Origin of the sequence: Streptomyces phaeoluteigriseus (genome assembly GCF_001896135.2) — a bacterium.
Taxonomy (GTDB): domain Bacteria; phylum Actinomycetota; class Actinomycetes; order Streptomycetales; family Streptomycetaceae; genus Streptomyces; species Streptomyces phaeoluteigriseus.
This window is the reverse complement of record NZ_MPOH02000011.1, coordinates 374,855-396,544: the sequence shown is the minus strand read 5'-3', so window position 1 is coordinate 396,544 and position 21,690 is coordinate 374,855. Positions and strand designations below refer to the sequence as shown.

The 21,690-nt window shown below is 72.6% G+C and carries 14 protein-coding genes and 1 pseudogene; 10 read left to right on the top strand and 5 right to left on the bottom strand.

All coding sequences use genetic code 11. From position 1 onward, the window contains the following. The first annotated feature begins 10 nt into the window (after positions 1–10). Complete coding sequence (gene speB, locus BM536_RS12860; protein ID WP_073498523.1) at positions 11–979, top strand: agmatinase; 969 nt, start codon at positions 11–13, stop codon at positions 977–979. Continuing rightward, positions 976–2,661 (top strand): thiamine pyrophosphate-binding protein, encoded by a 1,686-nt coding sequence (locus BM536_RS12855; protein ID WP_094102945.1) that lies wholly within the window; start codon positions 976–978, stop codon positions 2,659–2,661. The genes speB and BM536_RS12855 overlap by 4 nt, the downstream gene beginning before the upstream one ends. A 65-nt stretch (positions 2,662–2,726) precedes the next feature. On the opposite strand, the gene BM536_RS12850 is transcribed toward BM536_RS12855, so the two are convergent. Together BM536_RS12850 and BM536_RS12845 are read right to left on the bottom strand one after the other, a co-directional pair. After that, positions 2,727–3,530 (bottom strand): endonuclease I family protein, encoded by an 804-nt coding sequence (locus BM536_RS12850; protein ID WP_073498525.1) that lies wholly within the window; start codon positions 3,528–3,530, stop codon positions 2,727–2,729. Positions 3,531–3,783: 253 nt separating this feature from the next. Beyond that, entirely contained in the window at positions 3,784–6,057 is a 2,274-nt protein-coding gene (locus tag BM536_RS12845) for an ArnT family glycosyltransferase (protein WP_245873480.1), read from the bottom strand. A gap of 131 nt (positions 6,058–6,188) precedes the next feature. Between BM536_RS12845 and BM536_RS12840 the strand changes: the two genes are divergently transcribed. From BM536_RS12840 to BM536_RS12820, 5 genes are all read left to right on the top strand, one after another. Continuing rightward, positions 6,189–7,052, top strand: a complete 864-nt coding sequence (locus BM536_RS12840) for a serine hydrolase (protein ID WP_073497367.1) — start codon at positions 6,189–6,191, stop codon at positions 7,050–7,052. Between the two features lie 92 nt (positions 7,053–7,144). Further along, positions 7,145–8,206 carry an esterase-like activity of phytase family protein gene (locus tag BM536_RS12835; protein ID WP_094103116.1) on the top strand — a complete coding sequence of 354 codons (1,062 nt, stop codon included), beginning with the start codon at positions 7,145–7,147 and terminating at the stop codon, positions 8,204–8,206. A 99-nt stretch (positions 8,207–8,305) separates the two neighbouring features. Continuing rightward, positions 8,306–12,025, top strand: coding sequence for an ABC transporter ATP-binding protein (locus BM536_RS12830; RefSeq protein ID WP_094102943.1), 3,720 nt, complete (start codon positions 8,306–8,308; stop codon positions 12,023–12,025). A gap of 100 nt (positions 12,026–12,125) precedes the next feature. Beyond that, positions 12,126–12,515, top strand: a complete 390-nt coding sequence (locus tag BM536_RS12825; RefSeq protein ID WP_170109907.1) for a hypothetical protein — start codon at positions 12,126–12,128, stop codon at positions 12,513–12,515. A gap of 134 nt (positions 12,516–12,649) precedes the next feature. Further along, on the top strand, positions 12,650–14,074 hold the full coding sequence (locus BM536_RS12820; protein ID WP_094102941.1) for a S28 family serine protease: 1,425 nt from the start codon (positions 12,650–12,652) through the stop codon (positions 14,072–14,074). 269 nt (positions 14,075–14,343) lie between these two features. Here the strand turns inward: BM536_RS12820 and BM536_RS12815 are convergent, their stop codons facing one another. Next, a complete protein-coding gene (locus tag BM536_RS12815) occupies positions 14,344–16,143 on the bottom strand; it encodes a glycoside hydrolase family 3 protein (protein WP_079275166.1) in 1,800 nt (599 codons plus the stop codon). A 570-nt stretch (positions 16,144–16,713) separates the two neighbouring features. Here BM536_RS12815 and aroA point away from each other — a divergent pair. Then, positions 16,714–17,954 (top strand): annotated as a pseudogene (gene aroA, locus BM536_RS12810) (3-phosphoshikimate 1-carboxyvinyltransferase). Beyond that, complete coding sequence (locus tag BM536_RS12805) at positions 17,951–18,583, top strand: GNAT family N-acetyltransferase (RefSeq protein ID WP_073497371.1); 633 nt, start codon at positions 17,951–17,953, stop codon at positions 18,581–18,583. The pseudogene aroA and the gene BM536_RS12805 overlap by 4 nt, the downstream one beginning before the upstream one ends. 146 nt (positions 18,584–18,729) lie before the next feature. Here BM536_RS12805 and BM536_RS12800 read toward each other — a convergent pair whose 3' ends face one another. Continuing rightward, positions 18,730–19,674, bottom strand: a complete 945-nt coding sequence (locus BM536_RS12800; RefSeq protein ID WP_073497372.1) for a LysR family transcriptional regulator — start codon at positions 19,672–19,674, stop codon at positions 18,730–18,732. A gap of 51 nt (positions 19,675–19,725) precedes the next feature. Here BM536_RS12800 and BM536_RS12795 point away from each other — a divergent pair, with 51 nt between their 5' ends. Then, positions 19,726–20,337, top strand: coding sequence for an RBBP9/YdeN family alpha/beta hydrolase (locus BM536_RS12795; protein ID WP_073497375.1), 612 nt, complete (start codon positions 19,726–19,728; stop codon positions 20,335–20,337). Here BM536_RS12795 and BM536_RS12790 read toward each other — a convergent pair. Beyond that, the gene (locus BM536_RS12790) at positions 20,309–21,631 is read right to left on the bottom strand and encodes an MFS transporter (RefSeq protein WP_079275167.1); all 1,323 of its coding nucleotides are present in this window, start codon (positions 21,629–21,631) and stop codon (positions 20,309–20,311) included. The two genes, BM536_RS12795 and BM536_RS12790, sit on opposite strands and share 29 nt — an antisense overlap. Positions 21,632–21,690: the final 59 nt, after the last annotated feature.

Below are 21,690 nucleotides of genomic sequence, written 5' to 3'. Positions count from 1 at the left end.
AAGGCAGCAGATGAGCAGCAACGAGACACCCCGCGGCCCGGTCGACTCCTCCCGCGTCCCGCGGTACGCCGGACCCGCGACCTTCGCCCGGCTGCCCCGCCTGGACGAGGTCGGCCGCGCCGACGTGGCCGTCGTGGGCGTGCCGTTCGACTCCGGTGTCTCGTACCGGCCGGGCGCCCGCTTCGGCGGCAACGCGATCCGCGAGGCGTCCCGGCTGCTGCGGCCCTACAACCCCGCTCAGGACGCCTCCCCCTTCGCCCTCGCCCAGGTCGCGGACGGCGGCGACATCGCCGTGAACCCGTTCAACATCAACGAGGCCGTCGAGACCGTCGAGGCGGCGGCCGACGACCTGCTGGGCACCGGCGCCCGCCTGATGACCCTCGGCGGCGACCACACCATCGCCCTCCCGCTCCTCAGGTCGGTCGCCAAGAAGCACGGCCCGGTCGCCCTGCTCCACTTCGACGCCCACCTCGACACCTGGGACACCTACTTCGGCGCCGAGTACACCCACGGCACGCCGTTCCGCCGGGCCGTCGAGGAAGGCATCCTCGACACCTCCGCCCTCTCCCACGTCGGCACCCGTGGCCCCCTCTACGGCAAGCAGGACCTCACCGACGACGAGAAGATGGGCTTCGGCATCGTCACCTCCGCGGACGTGATGCGGCGCGGCGTGGACGAGATCGCCGACCAGCTGCGCCAGCGCATCGGCGACCGCCCCCTCTACATCTCCATCGACATCGACTGCCTCGACCCGGCCCACGCGCCCGGCACCGGCACCCCCGAGGCCGGCGGCATGACCTCCCGCGAGCTGCTGGAGATCCTGCGTGGCCTGGCCTCCTGCCACCTCGTCTCGGCGGACGTCGTCGAGGTCGCGCCCGCGTACGATCACGCGGAGATCACGTCGGTCGCGGCATCGCACACGGCGTACGAACTGACCACGATCATGTCCCGCCAGATTGCAGAGGCCCGCGCGAAGTGACTCACGACCACGACCTGGTGCTCCGTCCGACGCCGGCCCAGACGGAGGCCGCGCTGAACCCGCCCCCCGGCCGCAACGGCGGAGACCTGGTCGTGGAGACGCTGGCCGGGCTCGGCGCGACCACCGTCTTCGGACTGCCCGGCCAGCACGCGCTCGGCGTGTTCGACGCGCTGCGCCGCTCCGACCTGCGCTACGTCGGCCTGCGGGTGGAGAACAACGCGGGCTTCGCGGCGGACGCGTACGGCCGCGTCACCGGGGAGGCGGCGCCGCTGCTGCTGTCCACGGGGCCGGGCGCGCTGACCTCGCTCGCCGCTCTCCAGGAGGCGGCGGCGGCCTCCGCCCCCGTCCTGGCGATCAGCAGCCAGGTCCCCACCCGCGGCCTCGGCGGCGGGCGCCACGGCTACCTCCACGAACTCCCCGACCAGGCGGCCTCGTTCCGGGGCGTGGTGAAGTCGGTCCACACGGTCCGCGCCCAGTCCCAGATCCCCTCCGCGCTGGAGGCGGCCTGGAAGTCGGCGCTGACGGCCCCGCACGGACCGGTGTGGGTGGAGATCCCGCAGGACGTACTGCTGGCCGAGACGACGATCCCCGTGGTCACGGTCGGCGACGCCTTCCCCGAGGAACTCCCCCCGCGCCCCGAACTGACCGCGGTCGCCGCCGACCTGCTGTCGAAGGCGGCCCGCCCGGCGATCATCGCCGGCGGCGGAGTGGTCCGCGCGGACGCCTCCGGCAAGCTCCGCCAACTCGCCGAACGGCTCGACGCCCCCGTCGTCACCACCTTCGGCGGCAAGGGCGCCTTCCCCTGGACCCACCCCCTGTCCCTCCAGTCCTGGCTGGAGGACCGGCACACCACGGACTTCCTGGAGGACGCGGACGTCCTGCTGGTGATCGGCTCGGGCCTCGGCGAACTCTCCTCGAACTACCACACGTTCAAGCCGCGAGGCCGCGTCGTCCAGATCGAGGCCGACCTCGGCAAACTGGAGGCCAACCACCCGGCGCTGGGCATCCACGCGGACGCCCGCCTCGCGATCCAGGCCCTCCTGGAAACGGCCCCCGAACGCCGCGACCCGACGGCACCGGAACGCGTACGCACGGTCCTCTCCCGCGTCCGCGAACGCATCGCGTCCCAGGAACTGACCCTGGAGCAGCAGCTGCTGGCGTCCGTCCGCAAGGCGCTCCCCGCCGACTCCCCGTCCTTCTGGGACATGACGATCCTGGCGTACTGGGCGTGGTCGGCCTTCGACCCCGAGGGCTCGAACCACATGCACTCCGCCCAGGGCGCGGGCGGCCTCGGCTACGGCTTCCCGGCGGCCCTCGGCGCGGCGGTCGCCGACCCGACCCGCCCGGTCCTCGCCGTCTCCGGCGACGGCGGCGCCCTCTACTCGGTCGCGGAACTGGCCACGGCGAAGCAGTACGACCTGAACGTCACCTGGCTCATCGTCGACGACGGTGGCTACGGCATCCTGCGTGAGTACATGACCGACACCTTCGGCCAGGCCACGGCCACGGAACTGACCCGCCCGGACTACGTCGCCCTCGCCGAGTCCTTCGGTGTCCCGGCCCTGCGCACCACCCCGGAATCCCTGGAGACGGACCTCGCGAAGGCCCTGGCGTCGCCGGGCCCGTCGGTGGTGGTCCTGCCGGCGGTACTGCGCATGTTCGCGCCGACCCACCTGGGCTGACGACAGCGCCGCCGCGAGGGGCGACTCCCTCGTGGCCGGCCGGGTCGTGGTGCGGGACCGTTCGCCTACCAGATCGCCTCGACCCACTCCGGGTGGTCGATGAACGGGTTGCGGTTGTGCTGGTAGGTGTCGTAGATGGCCTGGTTGCGACGCTCCTCGAAGGCGTCCGGCGGGTCCTCGTCGTTCCACGCCTTCAGGACGGAGAGGCGGCCGTGGTAGGGCACGCTGCCGTTGGTGACGAGGTCGTTGGGCTCCAGGTTGGGCCAGCCGTCGTCGCCCTCGTAGCGGACGGCCATGTAGAGGATCATGCGGGCCACGTCGCCCTTGACGGCGTCACGCGGCTCGAAGGAGTTCGAGTCGGTGAGGCTGCCGCCGGAGTTGGTGAAGCTGCTGCCGCCGTTGTCGAAGTCCTTGTTGCCGCGGATGGAGTTGACCGTCACGTCCTCGGGGCGGATGTGGTGCAGGTCGGTGCCGGGACCCGCCGAGGTGCCGAAGTCGCCGTGCGACTGGGCCCACACGTGCTCGCGGTTCCAGTTGCCGCTGTTGCCGCCGTTGAGCGACTTGCTGCGGGAGATGCCGGAGTACAGCAGCTTCACGTTGCCGCTGTTGTTCGGGTCCTGGTCGGTGACCTTCAGCGCTTCCCACAGAGCCGAGTAGGACAGCTTCGTCTGGGGCGTGATGATCGTGTGCAGTGAGGACTTCAGGCTCGTACCCGTCTTGCCGACCGCGTTCTTGTAGTACGTCGAGTCGTACGCGGTCGTGGTCGCCGCGGCGGGGGTCGCGGTGAGCGCGGGCGCGGTGAGGCCGACCAGCACGGCAGTGGTGGCAAGGGCCACCGACTGCCATCGGCGTATGCGTGTCGCCAGCATGTGGGGTGTCCGATCTACGCGTGTGGATTGGAGGCGGCAATCGGGAGAGTGACATGCACATGCGGTCAGGGCAATGAATCTGACATGTCGATCGGATGACGGGAACCGGCAAACCGCCCCTTGTCCACGCGAGTTGATGGCGCGAAACGCCCCTGACGGGAGAGTCAGGGGCCGTTGTCGCCGAGCGGGCCGGTAGGGCGACCGACGCGCGGTCAGTCGGTGCTGTCGGGCGTCAGCCGGTGCCGTGCGGTGGTCAGGTCACGTCCGAGGCGTCCAACCGGTAGACCGTCGACTCGGAGGCCGAGGTCGAGTCGGAGGCCGCGGACGAGTCGGACGTCGTGCCCGAGGTCGCGCTGTAGTCGCTCTCCTTCACCACCGTCCCGTTCTTCTGCACCCACTCCGTCACCTCGGAGCTTGCCGTGGAGCCGCCGCCCATGCCGCCGCCACCCGTGCCGCCGCCGAGCTGGATGTAGTGCAGCTCGCCCTTCTTCACCAGCTCCTTCAACCGGGCCGGCGTCATCGCGTTGTCGGAGCCGGACCAGCCCCACATGGAGATCACCGGCTCACCGCTGCTGAGGATCAGCTGCGCGGCGGTCTGCGAACTCGACACCGCCAGCAGCCACTTGGCGCCGTCCTGGTTCTTCTTCAGGTACGAGAGCAGCTCGGTGCTCGCGCCGCCCCCGCCCATGCCGCCCCCGCCCATGTCGGCACCACCGGGTCCGCCGCCCGCACCGGCGCCGCCTTCGGCCGCGGTGCCACCCGGGGCCGTATCGCCGTCGGGAGCGGCGCCGCCGGGAGGCGTACCGCCGCCTGGCCGCCGGGCTGTACCGCCCGCCTGGCCGCCGGGCTGCTCACCGCCCCCGGGGAAGCCACCGGCCTGGCCGCCGGTCTGCCCCTCGGCCTGCCCGGCCTGCCCGGCCTGTTCGCCGCCCGTGCCCGGCAGCCCGCCCCGGCCGCCGCCGGGACCGCCGCCGCCGAAGCCACCGCTCCCGGTCGTGGGCCCGGCCGTCGGATTCGTCCCGCCCATCGCCCCGCCGCCCGAACCGGACGGCACCGACCAGGCGTACGCCGCCGGACCGGCCACCGAGGCGACGACCGCCGCGGCCACCGAAGCGGCCAGCAGGCGGGCGCGGTCGCCCGAGCGGAAGACGAACAGCCCCATGATCGCCAGCGCCATGACGACGCCGACGGCCGGCCACAGCCAGGTGTTCCAGCCGGAGGCCCGGCGCAGCAGCACGATCGCCCAGCCGGCCGTGACCGCGAGGGCGAGCGGCAGCACCCACGCCCAGCGCCGGTCGGCGCGGAAGGCGCGCAGCAGCATGAGGCCGCCGCCCCCGCACAGCGCCGCGATGCCCGGGGCGAGGGCGGTCGTGTAGTACGGGTGCATGGTGCCCTCGGCCATGGCGAAGGTCACGTAGTGCAGGGCGGTCCAGCCGCCCCACATCACCAGGGCGGCGCGGGCGGGGTCCGTGCGCGGGGCGCGCCCGCACAGGACGATGCCACCGACGAGCGCGATGGCGGCGAAGGGGATCAGCCAGGAGATCTGGCCGCCGAGGATGTCGTTGAACATCCGGCCGAGGCCGGCGGACCCGGCGAAGCCGCCCCCGCCCCCTCCGCCCCCGCCGCCGTTGCCCTCGCCTCCGAGGACCCGGCCGAGGCCGTTGTATCCCATGATCAGGTTCCAGGCGGTGCCGTCGGTCGAGCCGCCGATGTAGGGCCGCTCGTCGGCCGGGACCAGGGAGACGGCCGCCGCCCACCAGAAGCTGGAGACCGCGAGGACCACGGCCGCGGCGGCCAGGTTGACGAGCCGCTTCACCAGTTTCGGCTTCGCCGCGTACAGGTAGACCGCGAAGACGGCGGGCAGCGCGATGTAGCCCTGGAGCATCTTGGTGTTGAAGGCGAGGCCGAAGCAGGCGGCCGACCCGAGCAGCGGCAGCAGCCTGCCGTTGTGCACGGCCCGCAGGGCCAGCGCCGCGCCGCCCACCATCAGGAACACCAGCAGGGTGTCGGGGTTGTTGTCCCGGTTGATCGCCACGGTGATCGGGGTCAGCGCGAGGGCCAGCGCGGCGACCGTCGCCGCGCCGTGGCCCCACACCCGCTTCACGCAGGAGTGCAGGATCCAGATCGTGCCGAGCGCGGTCAGGATCAGCGGCAGCATCATCTGCCAGGTCCCGAAGCCGAACACGCGGCAGGACAGGCCCATCACCATCAGGGCGAACGGAGGCTTGTCGACGGTCAGGAAGTTCCCCGCGTCCAACGAGCCGAAGAACCAGGCCTTCCAGCTCTGGGTGCCGCTCAGTACGGCGGCGCTGTAGAAGCTGTTGAGGCCGGAGCCGGAGAGGTTCCAGCCGTAGAGCACCGCCGCCAGGACCAGGATCGCGAGCAGCGCGGGGAGCGACCAGCGCGGCGCCTCGTCCGGCGGGGGCGCCGTCGGGGCCGACGTCGGGGGCGACCCCGGGGTCGCCGTGGACGGCGGCCGGTCGGTGGACGCGGTCGGGTGGGGGAGGGGATCGGTGGCTGATGTCACCTTCCGCATGCTGTACGGCCGTTGTGGGTGGCCGCTGTGCCCAGGCTGGCCGCTGCCTGTGAACGGGCGGAGCAGGCAGGAACCCGCCGGGTTCGTACAACCATTCACCCGAACCCGTGTGTCAACCCTGCATGACTCTCCGTACACCCATACGAGCCAGACGCGCGAGAGGGCTCCTCGCCACCACCCTCGGCGCCGGCATCCTCATCACCGGCGTGGCCGCCGCGACGCCCGCCGCGGCCGCCACCCCGACGGTCAGCTGCACGTCCGCCAAGGCCGGTCTCGCCGCCAAGCTGAAGAAGGACATCACCGCGGCGCTCGCCACCCGCAAGGGCACGGTGGCCGTCGGTCTGTACGACCGCAGCACCGACACCACCTGCACCCTGCGCGCCTCCACCGCCTACGACTCGGCCAGCGTCGTCAAGGTCACCGTGCTCTCCGCGCTGCTGTGGGACGCGCAGAAGGCCCACAGGGCGCTGACCACGCGTGAGAAGTCCCTCGCCACGGCGATGATCACCAAGTCGGACAACGCCTCCACCTCCACCCTGTGGAAACAGCTCGGCCTGACGAAGATCAGGGCCTTCCTCACGGCGGCCGGGATGACGCAGACCAAGCCGGGCGCGAACGGCTACTGGGGACTGACCCAGATCACCGTCACCGACCAGCAGAAGCTGCTCAAACTCCTGACGGCCAGGAACGCCGTCCTCACCGACACCTCGCGCTCCTACGTCAACAAGCTGATGGCGGGGGTCGTCTCCGGGCAGCGCTGGGGCACCCCCTACGGGCGGCCCGCGGGGGTCAGCTGGCACGTGAAGAACGGCTGGCTCTCGCGTGCCACCCACGGCTGGCGGGTGCACAGCGTCGGCACCTTCAAGGGCGGCGGCCACGACTACGCCATCACCGTCCTCACCCACGGCAACAGCACGATGAGCTACGGCATCACGACCATCCAGGGCGTCGCCAAGGTCATCCACCGCGACCTCGCGGCCTCCTGAGGGACGACGTGCCGGGGATCCTTAACGGCGTGTCCCACCGGACGTCACCAGCCCGCCCCGAGGCGACACCCGCCCGCCCTACCGTGACCGCCATGCGCCTGCGAACCGTACTCGCCGCCTTCACCGCCTGCCTGGCGGCGGCCACCTGCCTGGCCGCCGCCGGACCCGCGAACGCCCAGCGGAACAGGGCGGACGGCGCCTGTTCACCGTCGGTCTCCCTCGACCGCTTCTCCGACGCCCTCGACAAGACGTCCTACGACGGCACCTTCGTCGGCAACCTCTCCGCGCTCGCCGTCGACCTCCCCCACTCCCGGCTCCGCTCGAGCGGGGGGACCCCCAGCGGCTCCCTCGCGGCCCTCTCCGACCGCTCCTCCCTGTTCCGCCTCGACCCGCGGACCCTGCGGCCGACCGGGGTCGTCCCCCTCGCCGACGAGAACGGCGCCGCGCTGGACTCCGAAGGCCTGGTCGTGGACCGGGACGGCACCCTCCTGATCACCTCCGAGACCGAGCCGTCCGTACGCCGCCACAGCCCGTCCGGCGCGATCCTGGACCGTCTCCCCGTCCCGGCCCCCCTGCGGGTCGCCCCGGTCGGCCGCGCGGTCACCAACGGCACCTTCGAGGGCCTGACCCTGCTGCCGGGCGGCCGTACCCTGCTCGCGTCGATGGAGTACGCCCTCTCCGGCGACTCGGCCGGCACGGTCCGCTTCCAGACCTGGACGCGGCGGCACGGCGACTTCGTGCTCGGCGCCCAGTACGCCTACCGGGCCGACGCCGGCCTCGGCGTCCCCGAGGTCCAGGCGACCCCGGACGGCCGCCTCCTGGTCCTGGAGCGCGGCTTCACCGCGGGCGTCGGCAACACGGTCCGCCTCTACCTCGCCGACCCGCGCCGGGCCACGGAAACCAGCGGCGTCGAGAACCTGACGGGCCAGGACGGCGTACGCCCGATCGCCAAGACCCTCCTCGCCGACCTCGTGACCTGCCCCGCACGGGGAGCGACGGCGAAGCAGCCCCAGCCGAACCCGCTCCTCGACAACATCGAGGGAATGGTGATCACGGGGCGGAGCAAGGGCGCGCTGAAGGTCCTCCTGGTCAGCGACGACAACCAGAACGCGGCGCAGACGACCCGGTTCTACTCCCTGCGCGTACGCCTCTGATCCACCTGGCCCGCCGCCCCGAATCATTGCGGAGGGATGAAATCCGGTTCGTGTCACGTTGGTGCCTTCTGGAAGATCGGGTCGAACGGAAGGCACGGCGTGGCTGCGCAACGGGGATGGGCACGGCGACTGGCGAGCTACGCGTGGCGCCATCCGACGGACGTCGTCCTCGCCCTCGGCTCCTCCCTCGGCGGCATGGCCGTCATGGCGCTGGTCCCGCTGATCACCAAGGTGATCATCGACGACGTGGTCGTCGGCCACACCCGCGACATGGCCCCCTGGGCGGGCGCCCTGATCGGCGCGGCCCTGATCGTCTACGCCCTCACCTTCGTCCGCCGCTACTACGGCGGCCGTCTGGCCCTCGACGTCCAGCACGACCTGCGGACCGAGATGTACGGCACGATCACCCGGCTCGACGGCCGCCGGCAGGACGAGCTGTCCACCGGTCAGGTCGTCGGCCGGGCCACCAGCGACCTCCAGCTCATCCAGGGCCTGCTGTTCATGCTCCCGATGACCATCGGGAACATCCTGCTCTTCCTGATCTCCCTGGGGATCATGGCCTGGCTGTCGCCGCCGCTCACCCTGGTCGCGCTCGCCGTGGCCCCCGCCCTGTGGGTGATCGCGAGGCGCAGCCGCAGCAAGCTGCATCCCGCGACCTGGTACGCGCAGGCGCAGGCCGCCGCCGTCGCGGGTGTCGTCGACGGCGCCGTCAGCGGCGTACGCGTGGTGAAGGGCTTCGGGCAGGAGGAGCAGGAGACCGGAAAGCTGCGCGAGGTCGGCCGCCGTCTCTTCGCGGGCCGGCTGCGCACGATCCGCTTCAACGCGCGGTACACCCCGGCCCTCCAGTCGGTCCCCGCGCTCGGCCAGGTCGCGATGCTCGCGCTGGGCGGCTGGCTCGCCGTGCACGGGCACATCACCCTCGGCACCTTCGTCGCCTTCTCCACCTACCTGGCGCAGCTCGTCGGCCCGGTCCGGATGCTCGCCATGGTCCTCACGGTCGCCCAGCAGGCCCGCGCCGGCACCGAACGCGTCCTGGAGCTGATCGACACCGAGCCGTCGATCAAGGACGGCGCCAAGGAACTGCCGGCCGACGCGCCCGCGTCCGTCGAGTTCGACGACGTCTCCTTCGGCTACGAGGAGGGCCGCCCGGTCCTGGACGGGCTGAGCTTCGAGATCCGCCCCGGCGAGACCCTCGCCGTCGTCGGCTCCTCCGGTTCCGGCAAGTCCACGGTCTCCCTCCTGCTGCCCCGCTTCTACGACGTCACCCGGGGCGCCGTCCTCATCGGCGGCCACGACGTGCGCGAGCTGACCCAGGACTCGCTGCGGGCCGCGATCGGCCTGGTGCCGGAGGACTCCTTCCTGTTCTCGGACACGGTCCGCAGCAACATCGCGTACGGCCGTCCGGACGCCACCGACGAGCAGATCGAGACCGCTGCCCGCGCCGCCCAGGCCGACCGGTTCATCGCCGAGCTGCCCGAGGGCTACGACACCAAGGTCGGCGAGCACGGCCTCACCCTCTCCGGCGGCCAGCGCCAGCGCGTGGCCCTCGCCCGCGCGATCCTGACCGACCCGCGGCTGCTCGTCCTCGACGACGCCACCTCGGCCGTGGACGCGCGCGTCGAGCACGAGATCCACGAGGCCCTCAAGCAGGTCATGGAGGGCCGTACGACCCTCCTCATCGCACACCGCCGTTCCACCCTCAACCTCGCCGACCGGATCGCCGTCCTCGACGGCGGCCGGCTCGCCGACCTCGGCACCCACGAGGAACTCCAGCAGCGCTCGGCCCTCTACCGCCGCCTGCTCACCGACCCGGACGAGCTGGGCGGCGTCTCGCCCGGCCACACCCGCCCCGAGGAGCCCGGCGAGGACACCTCGGTACGCGACGAGCTGGACGCCGAGTTCGACGCCGAGCGCGGGGTCACGCCCCGGCTGTGGGCCGGCGACCGGGAGCGCAAGGACACCGGCCTCGCCGGTACGCCCGCCACGCCCGAGCTGCTCGCGCAGGTGGAGGCGCTGCCCCCGGCGACCGACGTCCCGGACGTCGACGAGGCGCGGGCGGTCGCCGCAGAGGACTCCTACGGCCTGCGCCGGCTGCTGCGCGGCTTCCGGGCGCCGCTGCTGATCAGCCTCGGCCTCGTCGCCGTGGACGCCGGCATGGGACTGCTCCTGCCGGTGATGATCCGGCACGGCATCGACGACGGCGTCACCCGGATGGCCGTCGGCGCGGTCTGGACCGCCTCCCTGCTCGCGCTGCTCGCCGTCGCCGTCCAGTGGGTCGCGCAGACCGGCGAGATCCGGATGACCGGCCGCACCGGCGAGCGGGTCCTGTACGCGCTGCGCCTGAAGATCTTCGCCCAGCTCCAGCGGCTCGGCCTCGACTACTACGAGCGGGAGCTGACCGGCCGGATCATGACGCGGATGACGACGGACGTCGACGCGCTGTCGACGTTCCTGCAGACCGGCCTGGTCACCGCGTTCGTCTCGGTCGTCACCTTCTTCGGCATCATGGCCGCCCTGCTGGTGCTCGACGTGCAGCTGGCCCTGGTCGTCTTCGCCACCCTGCCGCCGCTGATCATCGCGACCTTCTTCTTCCGCCGGGCCAGCGTGAAGGCGTACGAACTCGCCCGTGAGCGGGTGTCGGCGGTCAACGCCGACCTCCAGGAGTCGGTGGCCGGACTGCGCATCGTGCAGGCCTTCGGGCGCGAGCGGGACGGCGGGGAGCGGTTCGCGGAGCGCAGCGACAGCTACCGGCGGGCCCGCGTCCGCGGCCAGTGGCTGATCTCGATCTACTTCCCCTTCGTCCAGCTGCTGTCCTCCGTCGCCGCCGCGGCCGTCCTGATCGCGGGCGCCGGCCGGGTGGACGAGGCGACGCTGACAACCGGCGCGCTGGTGGCGTACCTGCTCTACATCGACCTGTTCTTCGCGCCCGTCCAGCAGCTCTCCCAGGTCTTCGACGGCTACCAGCAGGCCACGGTCTCGCTGGGCCGCATCCAGGAACTGCTCCAGGAACCCACCTCCACGAAGACCGCCGCCGACCCCCTCGACGTCCCCTCGCTGCGCGGCGAGATCGCCTTCGAGGACGTGCACTTCAGCTACGGCGAGGAGGAGGAGGCCCTCACCGGAATCGAGTTGAGCATTCCCGCCGGCCAGACCGTCGCGTTCGTCGGCGAGACCGGCGCGGGCAAGTCGACCCTGGTGAAGCTGGTGGCCCGGTTCTACGACCCCACCGGCGGCCGGGTGCTGGTCGACGGCACGGATCTGCGCACCCTCGACCTCACGTCGTACCGCCACCGGCTGGGCGTCGTCCCGCAGGAGGCGTACCTCTTCCCCGGCACCGTCCGCGACGCCATCGCCTACGGCCGTCCCGACGCCACCGACGCCGAGGTGGAGGCGGCGGCGCGGGCGGTCGGCGCGCACGAGATGATCGCCACGCTGGACGGCGGCTATCTCCACGAGGTCGCCGAGCGCGGCCGCAACCTCTCCGCCGGGCAGCGCCAGCTGATCGCGCTGGCCCGCGCCGAGCTGGTCGACCCCGACGTCCTGCTTCTCGACGAGGCGACGGCCGCCCTGGACCTGGCCACGGAGGCCCTGGTCAACCAGGCCACCGACCGGGTCGCGGGCCGCCGTACGACGCTGGTGGTGGCCCACCGGCTGACCACGGCGGCCCGCGCGGACCGGGTCGTCGTCATGGACCGGGGCCGGGTCGCCGAGGACGGCACGCACGACGAACTGCTCGCCCGCGGCGGACGCTACGCGGAACTGTGGCGGGCGTTCGTCGGGGCGTCCGGGCCGGAGGAGCCGGTCGGCGCGTCCCGCTGACGGTCGTCGCGCAACCATCCGACACACGCCGTGCGTCCGTACACCTGTACGTCCATCCGTACGGCCATGCGTACGGCACATGGGGGAGGGGTCGAGGATCGTGGACAGTGGTGCGATACGCCGACGGCTGGGGGCGGGGCTGGCCGTGCTGACCGCGTCCGTACTGCTCGCGGTGGCGGCACCGGGCAGCGCCCAGGCCGCGCCCTCGTCCTGCACGGGCCGGCAGGTGCGGATGCTGCCCTTCTCCACCGGCTCCGTCTTCGTCTACAAGAACGGCGGCCGGGTGTGCGCCGTGACCGTCCAGAAGCACCCCGGCACGAAGCGGGTGGTCTCGGTCGGCGTGCAGGCGCGCGGCCATGTGGCCGTCCGCAAGTCACGCAGACACGCCCGCAGTTCCCTGCCGGTGGAGGTGTACGCCGGTCACCGCTGCGTGCGGGTGTCGGGCTCGGTGGGGAGCGGGAAGTACACCTCCGGCTGGATCCTGTGCTGACCCGCCCCGGCTGACGTGCTCCAGCCGCACTGATCAGCCCGACATTCGGCCCAATTGCCAACCTCCTCTGGTGTCACGGGTGTTGCTCCGATAGCTTCCGGCGCACATCTGTCTCACAGGGAGGGTGCACGCGCATGCGCAAGGCGCTCAGATGGCTGCTGGCGTTCACCGTGCTCATCGGCACGCTGACCACGGCCGGGGCGGCCACCGCCGCCCAGCCGGAAGCCGCGGACATCAAAGACCGGCTCCTCTCCGTTCCCGGCATGAGCCTGGTCCAGGAGAAGCCGTACCCCGGCTACCGCTACTTCGTCCTGAACTACACCCAGCCGGTGGACCACCGGCACCCCTCCAAGGGCACGTTCGAGCAGCGGATCACCGTGCTGCACAAGGACGTCAGCCGCCCGACGGTCTTCTACACCGGCGGCTACAACGTCTCCACCAACCCCAGCCGCCGCGAGCCCACCCAGATCGTGGACGGCAACCAGGTCTCCATGGAGTACCGCTTCTTCACGCCGTCCCGCCCCGACCCCGCCGACTGGTCCAAGCTGGACATCTGGCAGGCCGCGAGCGACCAGCACCGCATCTTCACGGCACTGAAGGCGCTCTACCCCGAGAACTGGATCTCCACGGGCGGCTCCAAGGGTGGCATGACGGCCACCTACTACGAGCGTTTCTACCCGCGTGACATGGACGGCGTCGTCGCCTACGTCGCCCCCAACGACGTGGTGAACAAGGAGGATTCGGCCTACGACCGCTTCTTCGCGAACGTCGGCACCAAGGAGTGCCGCGACCGCCTGAACGCCGTGCAGCGCGAGGCACTGGTGCGCCGTGAGCCGCTGGTGAAGAAGTACGAGGCGTACGCCGCCGAGAACGGTTACACCTTCACCACCGTCGGCAGCCTGGACCGCGCCTACGAGGCCGTCGTCCTCGACTACGTCTGGGGCTTCTGGCAGTACAGCCTGGTGTCCGACTGCGACTCGATCCCCGCCGACGCGAAGAACGCGACCGACGACGAGATATGGACCTCGATCGACACGATCTCCGGGTTCTCCTTCTACACCGACCAGGGCCTGTCCCCGTACACCCCGTACTACTACCAGGCGGGCACCCAGCTCGGCGCGCCCACCATCCACTTCCCCCACATCGAGAAGAAGTACGTCCGCTACGGCTACCAGCCCCCGCGCAACTTCGTCCCCCGGGACATCTCCATGAAGTTCCAGCCGTGGGCGATGCGTGACGTCGACACGTGGGTGAAGAACAACGCCCGCCAGATGCTGTTCGTCTACGGCCAGAACGACCCGTGGGGCGCCGAGCCGTTCCGCCTCGGCAAGGGTGCCAAGGACTCCTACGTCTTCACCGCGCCCGGCCTGAACCACGGCGCCAACGTGGCCGGCCTCGTCGCCGACGAGAAGGCCCTCGCCACGGCCCGCATCCTGGACTGGGCGGGAGTCGCCCCGGCCGCCGTCCAGGAGAACGCCGCCGCGGCCAGGCCGCTGGCGAAGTTCGACGCGAAGCTGGACGTACGGGACGTGGAGCGCGAGCCCGCGCTGCGCCCGTAATCCCGCACATCCCGCCCACGACGGTCGGCCGGCTCCCCGCCGACCGGCCGTCGTGCCGTGCGGTTCGGCCCGTGAGGTTCGGCTGTGCGGTTCGGCCGTGGGGTCCCGGCCTCGCGGTCCGGCCATGCGGCCCGGCTGTGGGGTCCCGGCCTCGCGTCCGGGCGGTGGGCCGCGTCGCCTCGCTCGCCGCCGTCACCGCACGGGCGATCGTCGCCGCGGACGGGGCCGACCGCCCGGCCCGCGGTCCGGGCGGGGGGATCGGAGCGGGTTCAGTAGCGGAGGCCGTGCCCGATCGGGTACAGCACGCTCGCCGGATCGTCCGGGCGCTGCACCGGCACGGGCAGCCTGCCCCGCGGCTCCACCGCGCCCGCGATCACCGCGGCGGCGGCCCGCAGTTCGACGTCCGTCCAGGAGTAGGACGCCAAGTAGGCCTTCACGGACGGCAGCTGGGCCACGTCGTACGGATTGCGGACCGCCACCGCGACCACCGGCCGCCCCGTCGCCACCAGTTGCTCGACGAGGGTCCTCTGCGGGCTCGTCGCGGTGACGTTGTACGTCCCCACCACCACCGCATCCGCCTCGCCCGCCGCCGCCACCGCACGGGCGATCGTCGCCGCCGACGGGGCCGTACCCGTGGACAGGGCCGTCGCCGTGAACCCCCGTCCGGTGAGCGCGGCGGCCAGGACCCCGGTGGGGGGACCCGTGGTACCCGAGGGGGAGGCCGGGTCGGCGCCCACCACCAGCAGCCGCCGGTGCGTGCGCGGGGACAGCGGCAGCAGGGAGCCCTCGTTGACCAGCAGGGTCGTCGTCCGCTCGGCGATCCGGTCGGCCGTCGCGAGGTGCGCCTTCGTGCCGACCGTCCGCCCGACCCGGTCCCGGCTGACGTACGGGTCGGCGAGCAGCCCCAGCCGGTCCTTCAGCCGGAGGATCCGCAGGACCGACTCCTCCAGCCGCGCCTCCGTCAGCTCCCCGTCCCGCACGGCCCGCAGCACGGCGTTCCAGGCCACGTCCAGCTTCGGCGGGTTGAGGAGCTGGTCGACGCCCGCCTTCAGCGCGAGCACCGGCACCCGGTCGTCGCCGTACTTCGTCCTTACGCCCGCCATGTCGAGCGCGTCCGTGACGACCACCCCGTCGTACCCGAGGCGTTCGCGCAGCAGACCCGTGACGACGGGCCGGGAGAGGGTCGCCGGGTCACTCGAGTCGTCGAGGGCCGGGACCAGGATGTGCGCGGTCATGATCGAGTCGACGCCGGCCGCGATCGCCGCCCTGAACGGCACCGCGTCCAGCTTCTCCCACACCTCGCGCGTGTGCGTGATGACGGGGAAGCCGTAGTGGCTGTCGACGGCGGTGTCGCCGTGCCCGGGGAAGTGCTTGGCGGTCGCCGCGACCCCGGCGGCCTGGTAGCCGCGGATCTCCGCCGCCGCCAGCTCCGCCACCGCCGTCGGGTCCGCGCCGAACGAGCGGACGCCGATGACCGGGTTGGCCGGGTTGACGTTCACGTCGGCGACGGGGGAGTAGTCCTGGCGGACGCCCATCGCCCGCAACTCCCCGCCCGAGACCCGGCCGAGAGTACGGGCGTCGGCCCGCGACCCCCCGGCGCCGATCGCCATCGCACCGGGGAACAGCGTGGCCGGCTCGCCGACGCGGGCGACGATGCCGTGCTCCTGGTCGGTGGAGATCAGCACCGGCAGCCCGCGCGGCTGTCCGAGCGAGGCCCGCTGGAGGCCGTTGGAGAGGTCGGCGATCTGGAGCGGGTCGCGGGTGTTGTGCGCCCACGTGAAGTAGATGATTCCGCCCACCCGGTAACGCGCGATCAGCTCGGCGGCGGTGCGCACACCGAGTTCGGCGAGGTTGGCGTCGACGTCGGCCTGGTCGGGGGCGGTCGCCGAATGGCCGTAGACCCGTGTGACGAAGACCTGGCCGACCTTCTCTTCCAGCGTCATGCGCGAGATCAGCGCCCGCAGGCGGCGGTCGGCGTCGGCGCGGGCGGTGTCGCCGAGGGTGAACGCGGTGGCGAGGGCGGTGGTGAGACCGGCACCGGCGGCCAGGACGGTACGTCTGGAGGGCACGTGCGCTCCTTCCGGAGGGGTTCCGGGGGTGAACGAGTGATCGGGTGATCCGGTGATCCAGGGTGATCCAGTGGTGCGCTGAAGGAAACTTCCGTCGCGCCAGCAGTAATCGGGAAGTTTCCGCCAGTCAAGGGAACGCGCACGGTACCGGGGGAGGGGCCGCCATCGGCGCAATGGAGGGGGGCGCGCCGATGACGGCATGCTGCCGGCCGTGGTGCGGCGGAGAGGGTGGGTCAGCGATCGCAGCCAGCAGCGAGGGCCGACACCGCACCGGGGTGTCTCGTCCGACAGCTGCGGCTTGGACGAGCGTGGGGTGACGGGGGTTCCCCCTCGCCCGTGAATCGACGGAAGTGGGGGTGGGTGGGGTGGATGCGCCTGCGGGGGAGCCGTACCGCGGTTCGCCAGCACCCGCCCACCGGCCCGAGCGCGCCGGGCGCGGCGGCCGGCGGTGAGCCGGACGGCGGCCCCCTCGTGGGACGAAGGGCCACCCTCCGGCCCAACAAGCGGACACCTTGTCCACCACGTGGACACGCCCACCCCCAGCCAACCCCCGGCGGGATCATGCGGGGCATGCCCCTTGTCGACATTCCCGGTTCCAAGTCCCTCACCGCCCGCGCCCTGTTCCTCGCCGCGGCCGCCGACGGGGTCACCACCCTGCGGCGGCCCCTGAGGTCCGACGACACCGAGGGATTCGCCGAGGGGCTCGTCCGGCTCGGCTACCGCGTCGGCCGGACCCCGGACGCCTGGCAGGTCGACGGCCGCCCGCAGGGCCCCGCGGTCCGCGAGGCCGACGTGTACTGCCGTGACGGCGCCACCACCGCCCGTTTCCTGCCCACGCTGGTCGCCGCCGGCCACGGCACCTACCGCTTCGACGCCTCCCCCCAGATGCGCCGCAGGCCCCTGCTGCCGCTGACCCGGGCCCTGCGCGACCTCGGCGTGGACCTGCGGCACGAGGAGGCGGAGGGCCACCACCCGCTGACCGTCGAGGCGGCGGGGGTGGAGGGCGGGGACGTGACCCTGGACGCCGGCCAGTCCTCCCAGTACCTGACGGCTCTCCTGCTGCTCGGCCCGCTGACCCGCACCGGCCTGCGCGTCACGGTCACCGACCTGGTCTCGGCGCCGTACGTGGAGATCACGCTCGCGATGATGCGGGCCTTCGGCGTGGAGGTGGGCCGAGAGGGCGACACGTACGTCGTCCCGCCGGGCGGCTACCGGGCGACGACGTACGCGATCGAGCCCGACGCCTCCACCGCGAGCTACTTCTTCGCGGCGGCCGCGGTCACGCCGGGCGCGAGGTGACCGTGCCCGGCCTCGGCGAGGGCGCGCTCCAGGGCGACCTGGGCTTCGTGGACGTACTGCGCAGGATGGGCGCGCAGGTGACGGTGGGGGCGGACCGTACGACCGTGCGTGGCACCGGCGAACTCCGCGGCCTGACCGTGAACATGCGGGACGTCTCCGACACCATGCCGACGCTCGCCGCGATCGCCCCGTACGCCTCAGGCCCGGTCCGCATCGAGGACGTCGCCAACACGCGCGTGAAGGAGTGCGACCGCCTGGAGGCGTGCGCGTCGAACCTCCACCGACTGGGCGTGGACGTGGCGACGGGCCCCGACTGGATCGAGATCCGCCCCGGCGCCGCCCCCGAGGGCGCGGAGATCACGACGTACGGCGACCATCGCATCGTCATGTCCTTCGCGGTGACCGGTCTGCGCACGCCAGGAATATCGTTCGACGACCCCGGCTGCGTCCGCAAGACTTTCCCCGGTTTCCACGAGGCGTTCGCGGAGCTGCGGAAGGACATCGTCGGGTGAGTTTCACCATGGAGGGGCCGGTTCTCGAGGGCGCGCTGGTACGCCTGGAGCCGTTGGAACACCGGCACGCGGCCGACCTGGCGGAGGCGGCGGAGGAGCACCGGGGGACGTACGCGTACACCTGGGTGCCGCGGAAGGACGAGGTCGGCGACTACATCGACGCCCAACTCGCCCGCGCTTCCACCGGCATGCTCGCCCCCTACGCGCAGGTGTCCCTGGCGACCGGCCGGGCGATGGGCGCCACCGCCTACTGGGAGCCGCGCTCCTGGCGGTCCGAGGACACGCTCGACGCCGTCGAGGTCGGCTTCACCTGGCTGGCGCGTTCGGCCCAGGGCACGGGCATCAACGCCGAGGCCAAACTGCTGCTCTTCCGGCACGCCTTCGAGGTGTGGGGTGTGTCCCGGGTGGACCTGAAGACGGACGCCCGCAACAGCCGCTCCCGGGCGGCCATCGCCAGTGTCGGCGCGAGCCTGGAGGGCGTCCTGCGGAACTGGTCCCGCTCCTGGGCGCCGGGCGAGGAGGGCCGCCTACGGGACTCGGCGATCTTCTCGATCACGGCGGCCGAATGGCCCGAGCGGCGCGGACAGCTGGAGAAGCGGGTGGCGGGATTCCGGTCGCGCGCGACCTGACGCCCACACACCTCACCCACGGGCGGCGGCGCGTCCGCCGTACTCCGCGACAATTCCTCACGCACGGGCGGCGAGGGAGTTCGTCGTGCTCCGCGACAACACACCCACGGGCGGCGGTGACGTCCGCCGCACTCCGCGGCGACTCCTCACCCACGGGCGGCGAGGGCATCCGCCGCGCTCCGCGACAACTCCTCCCGTACGGCCGCCAGCACCGGATCGCTCTCCGCCCCGGCCCGTACGGCGACGAAGACGTTCCGCGACGGGGGCTCGCCCTCGGCCGGGCGCAGGGCGAGGGCGCGGTGGGCGTACAGGGAGCGGACCAGGCGGGGCACAAGGGCGACCCCCTGGCCCGCCTCGACCAGACCGGCCAGCGCGGCCCAGTCGTTGACGGCGTGCCGGATCTCCGGGGTGAAACCGGCCGCCGCGCACACCGAGCGGGTCACCGACCCGCAGCAGCTCGAACCGCTGCCGACGATCCACGGGTCCAGCGCCAGTTCCCGCAGCGGCACCCGGGCCCGGCCCGCGAGCGGATGGTCGGGCGGCAGGGCGACGTCCAGGATGTCGGTGAGCAGGTCCGTCCGGCTGTAGCGGGGGTCGGTGTGCGGGGGTGCCGCCGCGAAGTCGACGGCCACGGCCACGTCGACCTGCCCGCCGTCGAGGGCGGTGAACAGGTCCGGCGGCTCGGCCTCCACGACGTCCACCCGCAGGCGGGGGAGGCGTTCGCGCAGTGCCCGCAGCGCGGTGGGCAGCAGCCCCAGGATGCCGCTGGAGAAGCAGCCGACGGTCACCGATCCGCGCCCGCCCTCCCCGTATGCCGCGAGGTCGGCGCGGGCCCGCTCCAACTGGGCGGCGATGACGTCGGCGTGCGCGAGCAGCACCCGGGCCTGCCCGGTGAGCCGTACGCCTCTGCCGTCGCGTTCCGTGAGGGGGACGCCCAGGTCGCGGGCGAGGACGGCAAGCTGCTGGGAGACGGCGGACGGTGTCAGACGCAGGGCTTCCGCGGTCCGCGTGAGGCTGCCGCGGCGCTGAAGCTCACGCAGGACGGTCAGGCGACGGAGGTCGATGGTAAAGGCTGGACTTAAGGGTTCCACGGCAAAAGATTAACTGGACCTGATGGCTGAGTCCGGGCAATGATCGAGAACATGACCTCGACGACCACGCCCGGCGCCTTCCTCATCCTCCACGGCTGGCAGAACCACCGCCCCGCCGCGCACTGGCAGCACTGGCTCGCCGACCGCCTGACCGAGCGTGGCCACGCCGTCATCTACCCCCAACTGCCCGACCCCGACGACCCCGCCCTGGAGGTGTGGCTCGGGGAACTGTCCCGCCACCTCGGCGACCTCGACGCCCGGCGCGAGCGGGTCGTGATCGCGCACAGCCTCTCCGTCGTGCTCTGGCTGCACGCCATCGCCCGCGGCCTGCCCGGCCTGGACACCGTCGACCGGGTCCTGCTGGTGGCACCCCCGTCCGGCCCGGTCCTCGCCGGCTACCCGGAGGTCGCGGAGTTCGTCCTCCCCGCCCTCGACGGCCTGACTCTCCCCTCCCCGACCCGGCTGGTCGCGGGCGACGACGACCCGTACTGCCCGGAAGGCGTCCAGTCCGTGTACGGCACGCCGCTGGGCCTGACGGCCGAACTCCTCCCCGGTGCGGCCCACCTGGACCTGGACGCGGGCTACGGCTCCTGGCCGTCGGCGCTGCAGTGGTGCGAGACGGGCGACGCGAGCTTCACGGCGCGCCCGGGGCAGCGGCCGTAGCACCGTCCCCCTCCACGGCGCCCACCGACGAGGCCCCGGAGTCAGGGGCACGACCGGGTTCCTCGTCCGGGTCACCCGCCCCACCTCGCAGCTCCGGAGTGGTGGCGGCCACGGCCGTCACCGCCAGCAGACACAGCACCCCGCCGGTGACGAGGGCGGTGGCGCCCGAGGACCAGCCGGCCGCGAGGCCTCCGCGCAGGTTGCCCAGATGCGGACCGGCCTGCCCGACGATCGCCTCGGCCGCCGTGACCCTGCCCAGCAGCGCGTCCGGGGTACGGGTCTGGACGATGGTCGTACGGGACAGGACGGCCACCGCGTCCGCCGCACCGGCCAGGACCAGCGCCGCGATCCCCGCCCAGGCGCTGGTCGTCAGGCCGAACACGGCGAGGGACACCCCCCACAGGCCGGAGGCGCACAGCATCACGGGCCCCGGCCGCGCCAGCCGGGTCACCGGCCCGGAGAACGCGGTCGCGGTGACACCGCCCACGGCGAGCGCGGACAGGAACAGGCCCAGCGTGCGCGGATCACCGCCGAAGCGTTCCTCGTTGACCAGTGGGAAGAGGCTGACCGGCATCGCCAGCACGGTCGCGGCCAGGTCGGTCACCAGGGCGCCGCGCACGACCCGGTTGCCGGTGAGGAACCGCAGTCCGTCCAGGACACCGTGCAGGCCGGGCCGGGACTTCTCGCCCTCGGGCGGCAGCGGGGGCAGGCCGAAGGCGCCGTAGAAGGCCAGCCCGAAGGTGAGGGCGTCCAGCAGGTAGCAGACGCCGATGCCCCACCAGCCGAGCACCAGACCGGCGACGGCGGGGCCGACCAGCATCATCGACTGACCGGTCGCCTGGTTCAGGGCGAGCCCCGCGGCCACCTGGTCCTTGGGCAGCAGCCGGGGCACGAACACGCCGGCCGCGGGGCCCCCGACCGCCCCGAAGGAGGCCTGCGCCGCGACCAGCGCGAGGATCAGCGGCACGGGAGCGTGCCCGGTGAAGCCCTGCACGGCGAGCAGGAGTGAGCAGACCGCCTGGCCGACCGTGGCGAGGAGGTAGACGCGGCGCCGGTCGGCCCGGTCGACCCAGGCACCGGCGAACAGCCCGACCCCGACCATCGGCAGCGCCTGCGCCAGCCCGACCGCGCCGCTCCACACCGAGCTGTGGGTCATGTCCCACACCTGGTACATGACGGTGACCATGGTCATGAAGCCACCGAGCGTGGACACGGTGCGTCCGATCAGCAGCCGCCGGTAGACAGGAGAGGTACGAAGAGGGCGAACGTCGAGAAAGGTCCGGCCGAGACTCATGAGGCCGGAGGAACGACGGGCCGCGCGACGGGTCGATACACGGCGCGGAGGCTAACCCG